Source organism: Microbacterium ginsengisoli (assembly GCF_000956535.1).
Taxonomy (GTDB): domain Bacteria; phylum Actinomycetota; class Actinomycetes; order Actinomycetales; family Microbacteriaceae; genus Microbacterium; species Microbacterium ginsengisoli.
On sequence record NZ_JYIY01000068.1, the window covers coordinates 69,996 to 81,825 of the forward strand.

10 protein-coding genes are annotated in these 11,830 nt (G+C 69.7%); 4 read left to right on the forward strand and 6 right to left on the reverse strand.

The window, feature by feature from the left end:
- Nucleotides 1-27: 27 nt before the first annotated feature.
- The 6 genes from RR49_RS05570 to RR49_RS05595 all read right to left on the reverse strand — a co-directional run bounded on the left by RR49_RS05570 (nt 28) and on the right by RR49_RS05595 (nt 8,842).
- The gene (locus RR49_RS05570) at nt 28-1,557 is read right to left on the reverse strand and encodes a multicopper oxidase family protein (RefSeq protein WP_048809213.1); all 1,530 of its coding nucleotides are present in this window, start codon (nt 1,555-1,557) and stop codon (nt 28-30) included.
- The gene (locus RR49_RS05575) at nt 1,550-4,171 is read right to left on the reverse strand and encodes a heavy metal translocating P-type ATPase (RefSeq protein ID WP_045247078.1); all 2,622 of its coding nucleotides are present in this window, start codon (nt 4,169-4,171) and stop codon (nt 1,550-1,552) included. The genes RR49_RS05570 and RR49_RS05575 overlap by 8 nt, the downstream gene beginning before the upstream one ends.
- Nucleotides 4,168-6,621 (reverse strand): phosphoketolase family protein, encoded by a 2,454-nt coding sequence (locus RR49_RS05580; protein WP_045247079.1) that lies wholly within the window; start codon nt 6,619-6,621, stop codon nt 4,168-4,170. Before RR49_RS05580 ends, RR49_RS05575 begins: the two co-directional genes overlap by 4 nt.
- Nucleotides 6,622-6,679: 58 nt before the next feature.
- Nucleotides 6,680-7,540: a F510_1955 family glycosylhydrolase gene (locus tag RR49_RS05585; protein WP_045247080.1), complete on the reverse strand. Its 861-nt coding sequence runs from the start codon at nt 7,538-7,540 to the stop codon at nt 6,680-6,682.
- 117 nt (nt 7,541-7,657) lie between these two features.
- Nucleotides 7,658-8,272 carry a DUF305 domain-containing protein gene (locus RR49_RS05590; protein WP_045247081.1) on the reverse strand — a complete coding sequence of 205 codons (615 nt, stop codon included), beginning with the start codon at nt 8,270-8,272 and terminating at the stop codon, nt 7,658-7,660.
- A 99-nt stretch (nt 8,273-8,371) separates the two neighbouring features.
- Entirely contained in the window at nt 8,372-8,842 is a 471-nt protein-coding gene (locus RR49_RS05595) for a DUF6153 family protein (protein ID WP_045247082.1), read from the reverse strand.
- Nucleotides 8,843-8,993: 151 nt separating this feature from the next.
- On the opposite strand from RR49_RS05595, the gene RR49_RS05600 reads away from it, so the two are divergent.
- From RR49_RS05600 to RR49_RS05615, 4 genes are all read left to right on the forward strand, one after another.
- A complete protein-coding gene (locus RR49_RS05600; RefSeq protein ID WP_045247083.1) occupies nt 8,994-9,458 on the forward strand; it encodes a DUF6153 family protein in 465 nt (154 codons plus the stop codon).
- A 394-nt stretch (nt 9,459-9,852) separates the two neighbouring features.
- Complete coding sequence (locus RR49_RS05605) at nt 9,853-10,524, forward strand: M23 family metallopeptidase (protein WP_048809214.1); 672 nt, start codon at nt 9,853-9,855, stop codon at nt 10,522-10,524.
- Nucleotides 10,524-11,414, forward strand: a complete 891-nt coding sequence (gene lgt / locus RR49_RS05610; RefSeq protein WP_048809215.1) for a prolipoprotein diacylglyceryl transferase — start codon at nt 10,524-10,526, stop codon at nt 11,412-11,414. The genes RR49_RS05605 and lgt overlap by 1 nt, the downstream gene beginning before the upstream one ends.
- A partial coding sequence (locus tag RR49_RS05615; RefSeq protein WP_045247084.1) for a cytochrome c biogenesis ResB family protein occupies nt 11,392-11,830 on the forward strand: 439 nt, incomplete at its 3' end. The genes lgt and RR49_RS05615, both read left to right, overlap by 23 nt.

Genomic DNA, 11,830 nt, shown 5'->3' on the forward strand with positions numbered 1-11,830 from the left:
CTCCCGTGCTGGGGATGAACGCGCGGTTCATGACTGGTATCCGAGCACCGTGGTCATGCCGGTCTCGGCGTGGTAGATGTTGTGGCAGTGCGCGACCCACTGGCCGGGGTTGTCGGCGTCGAAGTCGACTGTCAGGGTCTGGCCCGGGAGGATGATGGAGGTGTCCTTCCGGGGGCCGCCGTTCGCGTGCTGGTAGGTGTGGCCGTGCAGGTGGAACGGATGCCACATCTCGGTGTCATTGCGGATCCGCAACTGCACCCGCTCCCCCATACTGACCGCGTGCGCGTCCCGCAACGGGTCGTTCATGTCGAACCGGCGCCCATTGATCCCCCAGTCGTACGCCTCCATCCCCCCGGTCAGCGCGAGGTGCACGACCCGGTCGGGGGACGCCTGGTGCAGGGTGACGGAGGCGGTCGCGCTCAGTCCGGCAGCGGTGCCGACCCTGCCGGTGCCGAGCTCGGCGACGGGGACGTCGCTGGCCGGAGCCGTGCCAGCGGCGGTGCGAACGAGCGCGAACGCGCGATCCTGCTTGCCTTCCGCGTCGGCGACGACAGGGAACACCCCATCGTCCAGGGTGACCTGCAGGTCGTAGCGTTCGCCCATCCCGATCAGGACACTGTCGACCTCGACAGGATCCACCGGGAACCCGTCGGTGTGGGTGATCGTCAGGGTATGGCCGCCGATCGCGAACCGGAACGCGGTGTCGCTGCCGGCGTTGATGACACGGATCCGCACCCGGGCACCAGGAGTGCCGGTGAATTGGGCGGGGTCGGCTTTGGGTTTGCCGTTGATGAGGTAGTGCGGGTAGTAGACGTCGCCGGCGTCGCCGCCGAGCAGGTCGGAGGTGGCGCCCATCAGCAGGTTCCCCATCCGCATGAACATGTCGCCCATCCCGCCCATGTCTCCCATGCCCTTCGAGAGGTCGGTGAGGACCTGGTCCGGGGTGGCGGTGACGCCGTCGAGCCAGTCGTCGAGGATCAGCACCCATTCGTCGTCCCACGTCACCTTCTCGTCCGGGTCGTCGATGATGAGCGCACCGTAGAGGCCGTGGTCCAGTTGCGGGCCGACGTGGGGGTGGAACCAGTAGGTGCCCGGATGCGGGGTGACGAACTCGTATGCGAACTGTCCGCCCGGGGCGATGGGGGCTTGGGTGACCGGAGGGACCCCATCCATGTCGTTGCGGAGGGCGAGTCCGTGCCAGTGCACGGAGGTGTCCGCGTCGAGCTGGTTGCGGACGGTCGCTTTCAGCGTGTCGCCTGCGGTGAGCCGGATTACCGGGGCGGGGATACCTCCGAACGCCCAGGTGGCGGCGGCGGTACCGGCCAGGTCGAGCGTGGTGGGGGCGGCGGTGAGGTCGACGGTGGTGACTCGGCCGGTGCCGCCGCGGTTCTTCTCCGTGCCGGACACCGCTGCGCCGGTGGGTGTCACCCATTGCGGCGCGGGGGTGCAGGAGGCGAGCACGGCTGCCGCGACGGCGCCCAGTCCGAGTCCGAGCACACCTCGTCGGGTCAGCAGCATCGGGGAGGACGGTGTGGGAGAGAGCGGACGGTCAGGCATGTTCGGGCTCCTTCTGCATGGTCGTCGCAGCGGGCGCCTGGGCGGGCAGGCGGAGCCGCTTGAGGAGGAGGGCGTTGACGGCGACGATCACGGAGGAACCGGACATCGACAGGGCGGCGATCTCCGGGGACAGCATGATCCCGAACGCCGGGTAGAACACGCCGGCGGCGATGGGGAGGGCGGCGGCGTTGTATCCGATGGCCCAGCCCAGGTTCTGCCGCATCTTTCGCAGTGTGCCCTTGCCGATCTTGAGTGCGATCGCAACATCGAGCGGGTCCGAGCGCATCAGGACCACGTCGGCGGTCTCGATGGCGACGTCGGTGCCGGCGCCGATCGCGATGCCGAGGTCGGCCTGGGCGAGGGCGGGGGCGTCGTTGACGCCGTCGCCGACCATCGCGACCTTCTTGCCCGTCTTCTGCAGCTCGGCGACCTTCGCGGACTTGTCCTCGGGGAGCACATCCGCGATCACGGTGTCGATGCCGAGGAGAGCGGCGATCCGGTCGGCGGTGGGCTTGTTGTCCCCGGTGAGCATTGCGACCTCGACGCCCTGCTCGTGGAGAGCGTCGATCGCGGTCTTTGCGGTGTCCCGGGGTGCGTCGGCGAGACCGATGATCCCGGCGACTTGCCCGTCCACGGCGAACAGGATCGCGGTGCGGCCGGACCCAGCCAGGTCCTGCTGAGCGGCCTGCACCCCGCTGATGTCGATCCCCTCCCCGGTGAGAAGGCGCGGGTTGCCGAGGACGACCTGTCGACCGTCGACGGTGGCGATCGCGCCCTGCCCGGTGACGTTTCGGAACGCGGTCGCGGTGCGACGGGGGATGTCACGGGTGTCGGCGTAATTCACGATCGCTTTCGCCAGAGGATGCTCGGATTCCCGCTCCAACGCGACCGCGAGGGAGAGGGTCTCGAGCTCGTCGCTGCCGACGGGGATGTAGTCGGTGACCTCCGGCTCCCCCTTGGTGAGGGTGCCGGTCTTGTCGAACACGACCGTGTCGATGTGGGCGGCGGTTTCGATCCCGGAGGCGTTCTTGAACAACACGCCCCGTTTCGCGCCGAGCCCGGTGCCGACCATGATCGCCGTCGGCGTCGCCAATCCGAGGGCGTCGGGGCAGGTGATGACGACGACGGTGATGGCGAACAGGATCGCCATCGGGATTGCAGCGCCGGCGAGCAGCCACACCAGGAAGGTGAGGGTGCCGCCGATCAGGGCGACCAGGACGAGCCAGAACGCTGCCCGGTCGGCGAGGCGCTGTCCGGGGGCTTTGGAGTTCTGCGCCTCTTGCACGAGCTTCACGATCTGGGCCAACGCCGTGTCCGACCCGACTTTGGTGGCTGTGACGCGGAGGGTGCCGACGGTGTTCACGGTCGCTCCGATCACCTCCGACCCGGGCGCTTTGTCCACCGGCATGGATTCGCCGGTAACCATCGACTCGTCCACCTCGGACTCTCCGGATTCCACGACACCGTCGGTGGGGATCTTCGCCCCCGGCCGCACCAGCATCAGATCCCCCGGGACGACCTCGCTGGTGGGGATCTCGACTTCCTGCCCGTCACGGATCACGACCGCCTGCGAGGGTGCGAGCTCCAGGAGGGTGCGGATGGCGTCGTTCGCGCCGCCGCGGGCGCGCATCTCCACCCAATGCCCCAGCAGCACGAAGGTGGCAAGCACCGTGGCGGCTTCGTAGAACACTTCACCGCCGCCGGTGAGGGTGACCGCGAGGGAGTACAGCCAGCCGGCGCCGACTCCGACCGCGACGAGCACCATCATGTCGAGGGTCTTCGCGCGCAGCGCCCGGTAGGCGCCGTCGAAGAAGATCCACGCGGAGTAGAAGATCACCGGCAGCGACAGGATCAGCATGAACACGTCATCGCGCAGCCCGAACGGGGCCGGCACCTCGAATCCGATCACCTCCCGCCCGATCGGAGACCACAGGGTGATCGGGATCGACAGGATCAGCGCGACCAGGAACCGGTTGCGCATGTCGCGGATCATCGCGTCCATCGACATCCCGCCGTGGTGCCCACCGTGGCCCATCATCTCCTGCGCACTGTGACCCGACGCTGCACCATGATCGTGCCCACCCGCGGCCGCGGTGTGACCGGCGTGCTCGACGTGGTGACCGGCTTGCTCACCGTCATCCGCCGTCGCCGACGGGGCGTGCGTGTGGTCGTGGCCAGCGGCGTGATCGTGGACGGGGTCGTCGTGATAGCCCGCAGGACCCTTATGGCCCGCGTGGCTGGCGTGACCCGTGGCATCCGTGTGGCCCTCGTGCGCGTCGTGACTCGCGTGCGGTTCTTGTGCGCCCTCAGCTGCGGGGCCGTGGTGGGCGCTGTGGTCGTGCGCACCCTCGTCGTGCGGGTCGTGCGCGGGGTCGCAGATATGGTCGGGGACGGACTGGCCGGCGCAGTGATACCCGCAGTCGATGACCCACTGCTGCAGGTGCGCGACCGAGGTGGTCTCGGGGTCGTAGGTGACGGTCGCGGTCTGCGAGACCGGGTTCGCGTCCACGGCGATCACCCCGGGTTGTCGGCTCAGGTGGGCTTCGGTGACGTTCTTGGAGGTCGCGCGGATCATGCCGCTGACCTGCAGGGTCACGGTTCTGGTGTCACTCATTTCGGTTCCTTCCGGATGGTGGGGTCGGTGGTGTCGGGGTGGGGCCAGTGCCAGTCGGCGACGGCGGGGATGTCGGTGCCGTGCTCACGGGTGTGGGCGCGGGCATGCAGGCGGGCGTCCTGCAGCTCCTGCCGCAGCTCCGCGTGGCGGGCGGCGAGGCCCGGGACGTGGTCGAGGACGTCGATCGCCAGCCGGTACCGGTCGAGGTCGTTGAGCATGACCATGTCGAACGGGGTCGTGGTGGTGCCGCGCTCCTGGAAGCCGTGCACGTGCAGGTTCTGGTGTCCGGCGCGGTTGTAGGTGAGTCGGTGGATCAGCCACGGGTAGCCGTGGTAGGCGAAGATCACCGGCTTGTCGGGAGTGAAGATCGCATCGAACTCCCGGTCCGGGAGACCGTGCGGGTGCTGGTCCTCGGATTGCAGCCGGGTCAGGTCGACCACGTTCACCACCCGCACTCTCAGATCGGGGATGTGCTCGCGCAGCAGCGCCGCGGCGGCGAGGGTCTCGAGGGTGGGGACGTCGCCGGCGGCGGCGAGCACCACATCCGGCTCCGTGCCCTCGGTTTCCGTGCCCGCCCACGGCAGGATGCCCAGCCCGCGGGTGCAGTGCTCGATCGCCTCGTCCATCGTCAGCCACTGCGGGGCGGGCTGCTTCCCGGCGACGACGACGTTGATGTACCCGGCCGAGCGCAGGCAGTGGTCGTAGGTGGACAGCAGTGTGTTCGCGTCGAACGGGAGGTAGACGCGGACGATGTCGGGGCTCTTGTTCAGGGCGAGGTCGATGAACCCGGGGTCCTGGTGGGAGAACCCGTTGTGGTCCTGCCGCCAGACGTGGCTGGAGAGCAGGTAGTTGAAGCTCGGGATCGGGTGCCGCCACGACACCTCCCGGGCCGCTTCGAGCCATTTGGCGTGCTGGTTGAACATCGAGTCGACGATGTGGGTGAACGCCTCGTAGCAGTTGAACAGGCCGTGCCGGCCGGTCAGGACGTAGCCCTCGAGCCAGCCCTGGCACTGGTGCTCGCTGAGCACCTCCATCACCCGCCCGGTCGGGGCCAGGTGCTCGTCGACGGGCTCCACGGCCGCGTTCCACTGCTTGCCGGTGGCCTGGTAGACGGGTGGGGCGAGTCGGTTGGAGGCGGTCTCGTCCGGGCCGAAGATGCGGAAGTTGTCCGGGTTGTCCCGGATCACCCCCGCCAGCCACTCGCCCAGCACGCGGGTCGCTTCGCCGGTCGACGCCCCGCGCGCGGCGGGGTCGACGGGGTGGGCGTGCTTGTGGAAGTCCGGCAGCCGCAGCGGGATCGTGAGTTGTCCGCCGTTGCCGGCCGGGTTCGCGCTCATCCGCCGATCCCCGTCCGGGGCGATCGCGACCGTGGCCGGGCGGGGGGCGCCGGTCACGTCGAACAGCCCGTGCGGGCGGTAGGACGCCAGCCAGTCCTCGAGGATCCGCAGGTGCTCGGGATTGTCGCGGACCTCGGCGAGCGGCACCTGGTGGGCCCGCCAGGTGCCCTCCACCGGCAGACCGTCGATGATCTTCGGGCAGGTCCACCCCTTCGGGCTGCGCAGCACGATCGCCGGCCACGCCGGCCGCCCCCCCAACGTCCCGGCCGCCGCGGCGGCCTTGATGTCCGCGATCTCATCCAGTACCGCATCCAGCACTGCCGCGAAGGCCGCGTGGGACTCACGCGGGGTTTCCCCATCGAAGCCGACAGTGACGACGTGGGGGTCGTGGCCGTAGCCGCGCAGCAGCGCGACCAGCTCTTCCTCGGGGATGCGGGACAGCACGGTCGGGTTGGCGATCTTGTACCCGTTCAGATGCAGGATCGGCAGCACCACCCCGTCGTGGGCGGGGTTGAGGAACTTGTTGCCGTGCCACGCGGTCGCCAACGGCCCGGTCTCTGCCTCCCCGTCACCGATCACGCAGGCGACCAGCAGGTCGGGGTTGTCGAACGCGGCCCCGTAGGCGTGCACGAGGGAGTAGCCGAGCTCGCCGCCCTCGTTGATCGACCCGGGCGTTTCCGGGGACGCGTGCGAGGGGATCCCGCCCGGGAAGGAGAACTGCCGGAACAACGCCCGCAGCCCCTCTTCGGTGCGGTCGATGCCCGGGTAGCGTTCGGTGTAGGTGCCGTCCAGGTAGGCGTTGGCGACCATGCCGGGTCCGCCGTGCCCGGGCCCGGTCACGTACAGGGTGTTCAGGTCGCGGTCGCGGATGGCACGGTTCAGGTGGGCGTAGAGGAAGTTCAGGCCCGGGGTGGTGCCCCAATGGCCCAGCAGCCGCGGCTTGATATCGTCCCGGATCAGGCGGTGGCGCAGCAGCGGGTTACCCTGCAGGTAGATCTGGCCGATGCTCAGATAGTTCGCCGCCCGCCACCACGCATCCACCGCCGCCAACTGCTCGACGGTGGCATCAGTGGTGCGGTGCGCCCACGCGGGGGGTGCCGGTGTGGGGGTCATGGTCGGTCTCCTTCCGATCCGCGGCCGCTCGGGTCGCGCCAGGTGCGAATGACGGTGGTCATGGTGTTGCCGCCGGGATGAGAACGGTGGCGGTGGTGTCGCGGATCCAGACCACGCCGCGGTCATCGACCAGGACGATCGCACCGTCCCCGGTGACCCCGAGGGCTTGGACGGTTCCCGTGGTGGTGCCGACGTCCTCCCAACCGGTGCCGACCAGACGTCGCAACATCCCGTCGGTGTCCACTCCGACCACCCCACCGGTTGGGTCGGTCTCCACCAGGTACAGCACTGGCGCGTCCGGCGCCGGGGTGAAGGTGGCGCCACCGTCGGTGCTGTGCTGCAGCCCGTCCTGGGTGGCGGCGTACAGGGTGCCGTCGGTCGCGGCGGCCAGGTCGACGGCGGGCAGCTCGGCACCGTCCGCCCAACTCTGCCCGCCGTCGCTGCTGGTGCGCAGCAGCGGGCGGGAGGATCCGATCCCGTACAGGGTGCCGTCGCCGGTGACGGTGAGGACGTGGAAGTCCTCTTCCCCGGTGAACGCGACCGGTTCCCACGAGGCGCCGGCGTCGAGGCTGCGGATGATGCCGAGGTTGGGGGCGCCAAGTTCCGCCGGGGTGGACGGGCCGGGGTGCCCGGACGCGTAGAGGGTGTCACCGGTAGCGGTCAGTCCCATCGCGTCCAGGTCGATGCCACCGACCGGGCCGGTGACGGTGCCGTCCTCGCCCAGCGTGTACAGGCCGGTGTGGGTGCCCAGCAGCACGGTGCCGTCACCGTCGTCGACGATGCCGTGCACATGCCCGAACCCGGCCGCGGTGCTCGCGGGTGCATCGGGCTCCGCAGGGGTGGTGCTGCAGCCCGTGAGCAGCAGCGCGACGGTGACGGTGGCCGTGATCGCCAGTCTGCGGGTGGTGGGAGAGATCATGAACGGAGGGCCTTTCCGTGCGGGTACGCCGGATACCGGTGACCGCACAGGGGTCGAGGGTGGGGCCTCGGACGGGACCGGCATCGGGAGCGCGGGTCCCGTCCGAGGGGTACCGGGTCAGAGGCTGGCGAGGATGTCCTGCATCGTGGTGATCTCGGCGGTCTGCCCGTCGATGATCTGCTGCGCGAGGGCGGCCACGTCCGTGTTCTGTCCGTCGGTGAGCACCGACTGCGCCATCGTCACGGCGCCCTGGTGGTGAGCGATCATGCCGTTCAGGAACAGGCGGGTCGCCTCGACCCCGGTCGCGGCATCCAGAGCGGCCATGTCGTCCTCCGACATCATCCCGCCGCCCATGTCCATGCCGTCCATCCCGGACATGGAGTCGTCGTACGGGACGCCCCACTCCTGAAGCCAGCCCTTCATGGTCTGGATCTCCGGATCCTGTGCGGCCTTGATCTGCTCGGCGAGGGAGACGACCCGCTCGTCGATGCCGTCTTTCGCGAGGATCTGATCGGCCATCTCGATGGCCTGCTGGTGGTGCGGGATCATCATGGTCACGAACATCTCGTCCGCGGCGTTGAACGCGGCGGCGGACTGGGAGGGGGCGGTGCTGGTCATCCCCCCGGGTCCGTGGTCCATGCCGGGCATGGTGCCGTCGGTGGGGGCGCAACCGGCGAGCACGAGCACGGTGGCCAGGGCGCCGGCGGTCAGCGTGAGAGTACGAAAACGCATCAGGGGTGTCCTTGTCTAGTCAGTCGGTGAGGGTCTGATCAGTGCCCGGGAGGGCAGGGTGCAGCATCCCCGGCAAGGGTCGCCGGGGTTCAGGCGGAATCAGGTGCGACTGATGGACAGGACAAGCAGTGAAGGCGGGCGGGGATGCGGCAATCCGGCCAGCAGAGTCCGGGTATGGGAGCGCGAGCGGTCTACGGCGTATGTGAGAAGGGCACGGAACGTCGGGGCGAGCAGGACGATCACCGCGGCCAGCAGCGCCAGCACGCACACCATCATCAGCATCGAGTGATCCGGCATCCCCGCAGGGCTGCCGCACCCGTCCTGGCAATGCCCTCCAGCGCCCTCCGCCGCAGCTGCGGTCATCGGCGTATCGTCGGCGGCGGCTGGTGCGGAGCCTACCTGGCTGTGCGTGCTCATCGCGCTGGTCTCTGATGCCAGGGCGGGCTGGTGGGAACCGGTCAGGACGTGCATGGACAGCAGCCCGGTGATGATCGCCAGGGCGATCGGAGCGGCCAGCAGGAACCGGCGCACCCCGGGGGTCAGACGCGCGTGCGAGCGAATCACGTTCACGACCGACCTCCTTCCCGTCCAGGGTAGCGGTGCCCTGCCCCCGCGACACGGTCAGAACACCACGCACGGGAGCGGGCCCTACCACTCAGCATATACCCATCCGGGGTATCCAGGATGCGGATCGCTTCGGGGATGGCTACCCGCCCGGGGTATGCTGGGCGTGATCGAGGAAGGGGCGTCGACGGTGAACCAGGTGGTGGCGCGACGGCGGGCACTCGGGTCCCGGCGTGCCCTGTGGTTCTACCTGTCCGCGGTGACCGCGATCATCGCAGGGCTGCTCGCGATGCACTCGCTGAGTCTGGAAGAGGACCAGGCGGGCACTGTCGTGTCCGCCTCCGCAGTCGTTGCGGCCCCCGATGCCGCCGCTGATGTCCTGGTCAGCGGGGTGGTGACGCCCTCGTGCGATGAGACGGTCTGCGGGACGTCTCATGCTGTCGCTGCCGTGACGTGTCTGCTCGCGTTGCTGACCCTGCTCATCCTGGTGCTCCCGGCCCGGGACGGGTGGATGTCGCTGCTGGCATGGCTGCGATCCCTCCCCGGCAGGTCGGCCACGTTCACGTCCAGGTCGACCCTTCTGCGGCCCTCCCTGATCGTTTTGTCGATCAGCCGCACCTGATCAACACGCCGCACGCGCCCGCCCTCTGAGCCACCGCTGGCGCGTGATGTCGCCGACGGTCCACGATGTGCGGCCCGCAGGCGAGCGCGACCCGTCTGCGGCAGCGCCATGGGTGATCCGATCCCGGATTCTCGCCGTGCACTCCGGGCCGCGGCTCCCGGTTGGACCGTGTGACGGCGACCGTGCGCACCTTCATCGTCCCCCTCATCCAGGAAAGTCTTGTATGCCCGAACCCGCCCCCTCCACCCCGACTCCCGGTACCGGGACGCGCCGTGCGGCGAGAGCCGCCCTGTCTTCCCCACCCGTCCAGACGCGACGCGATCGACGCCGTCGGCCCACCCGTGCCGCCCGGACACCTCGACACGCGCCGCGCCGCACGCTCACCCGATCCCGGATGCTCGCCGGCGCGGTGATGCTCCCGGTCGCGTCGATCGCCGGACTGCCGTTGCTGATCCCGTTGACGCCGGAGCCGGTGTTCGCCGTCGAGGCGACCCGCACCCCGGTGCGCGCCCAGTCGTTCACCACCCCCGACACCGTCACCGGGAAGGTGATGGTGCGCGGGGACTACACGGTGGCGGTGACCGCCCCCGTCGGGACCGAGTCGTACGCGCACACCGCGGACACATTCACCAACGACCCGGCATCGGCGCTGCAGTGGCCGTTCACCGTGGGAGTGCCGATCAGCAGCACGTTCGGGTACCGCACCCCGCCATGCCCGTCCTGCTCAAATTTCCATGCCGGACTGGACATGACCCCCGGGATCGGCACCCCGATCCAGGCGATCGCCGACGGGGTGGTCACCACCGCGACGGAGCAGGGCGGCGCGTACGGGGTGTACGTGGTGATCCGGCACGAGATCGACGGGCAGGTCGTGGAAAGCGCGTACGCGCACATGCGGGAAGGGTCCCTCGCCCTGACCCCGGGACAGACCGTGCGGGTGGGGCAGATGGTCGGCCGGGTCGGGGACAGTGGACGCAGCTTCGGCGCACACCTGCACTTCGAGATCCGCACCGGAGGCGAAGCGGTGGACCCGCTGGCGTGGCTTCCGGCGAGGGTGAGGTCCTGATGGACGCACTCCTCATTGTGGCTCCGGCGCTGATCCCGAGCCCGGGGATCAGCTTCGTGCAGGTCGGGCCGTTCCAGATCCGGTTCTACGCGCTGGCGATCCTGGCCGGGATCGTGCTGGCGGTGCTGATCACCGGCCGTCGGCTGCGGGCAGTCGGGCACCCGGCCGGGGTCGTGGTGGATGTGGCGATGTGGGCGGTGCCGTTCGGGATCCTCGGCGCCCGCATCTACCATGTGCTCACCCATCCCGGCGACTACTTCTTCCCTGGCGCGGACCTGTGGCGGGTGCTCTACATCTGGGAGGGCGGGATCGCGATCTTCGGTGCGATCCTGGGCGGGCTGGTCGGGATCGTGATCGGCACCCGTCGCGCCGGGATCCCGGTGCTGCTGTTCCTGGACGCGCTCGCCCCGGGGATGCTGGTCGCCCAGGCAGTGGGGCGGCTGGGGAACTACTTCAACCAGGAACTGTTCGGCCCACCCACCACCTTGCCGTGGGGGTTGCAGATCGACCCCTCAGCCCCCGCGATCCCGCCGGGGACCCCGGCGGGGACCCTGTTTCATCCGCTGTTCCTGTACGAGCTGCTGTGGAACCTGGCCGGTGCCGCCGTGATCGTGCTGCTCGAGTATCACCGTCGCCGGCACGGCCGGATCACGTTGGGCGCCGGGCGGAGTCTGGGCGTGTACCTGCTGTGGTACGGGGCGGGGCGGGCGGTGCTGGAGTCCATCCGGCTGGATCCCACCGAGCTGCTCGCCGGCGGGCTGAAAGCGAACGTGCTCACCGCCCTGGTGGCCGCCGTACTGGGGGTCGGGCTGCTCGCCCACGCCTCCTGGCGCGCCCGCCGCCGCGCACCCGTCCGGGGGAGGGGGGATGCGCGTGTCGATCCGCAGTGAGCAGGCCCCGCAGCTGCCCACCGATCACGTCGACCGGCCGGTGGACGAGCCCACGAATCCGCGCCTGAGCGTGTCGGGGTGGGCGCGGTGGGCGTGGCGGCAGCTGACCAGCATGCGCACCGCCCTGGTGTTGTTGCTGCTGCTCGCGGTGGCCGCGATCCCCGGGTCGTTGATCCCGCAACGCTCCTCCGACCCGAACGGGGTGATCCAGTTCGACAAGACCAACCCGGGCTGGATGTGGGCGGTGGACCTGCTGCAGCTGCACGACGTGTTCGGGTCGGTGTGGTTCTCCGCGATCTACCTGCTGCTGTTCGCCTCGCTGATCGGCTGCGTCATCCCCCGCATCCGCCACCACCTGACCGCGCTGCTCGCCCCGCCCCCAGCCACCCCCCGCAACCTGTCCCGCCTGCCCGCCC

Coding starts and splice junctions, on each gene's coding strand:
- RR49_RS05570 (WP_048809213.1), bottom strand. CDS start 1,557: ATGCCTGACCGTCCGCTCTCTCCCACACCGTCCTCCCCGATGCTGCTG.
- RR49_RS05575 (WP_045247078.1), bottom strand. CDS start 4,171: ATGAGTGACACCAGAACCGTGACCCTGCAGGTCAGCGGCATGATCCGC.
- RR49_RS05580 (WP_045247079.1), bottom strand. CDS start 6,621: ATGACCCCCACACCGGCACCCCCCGCGTGGGCGCACCGCACCACTGAT.
- RR49_RS05585 (WP_045247080.1), bottom strand. CDS start 7,540: ATGATCTCTCCCACCACCCGCAGACTGGCGATCACGGCCACCGTCACC.
- RR49_RS05590 (WP_045247081.1), bottom strand. CDS start 8,272: ATGCGTTTTCGTACTCTCACGCTGACCGCCGGCGCCCTGGCCACCGTG.
- RR49_RS05600 (WP_045247083.1), top strand. CDS start 8,994: ATGCTGGGCGTGATCGAGGAAGGGGCGTCGACGGTGAACCAGGTGGTG.
- RR49_RS05605 (WP_048809214.1), top strand. CDS start 9,853: ATGCTCGCCGGCGCGGTGATGCTCCCGGTCGCGTCGATCGCCGGACTG.
- lgt (WP_048809215.1), top strand. CDS start 10,524: ATGGACGCACTCCTCATTGTGGCTCCGGCGCTGATCCCGAGCCCGGGG.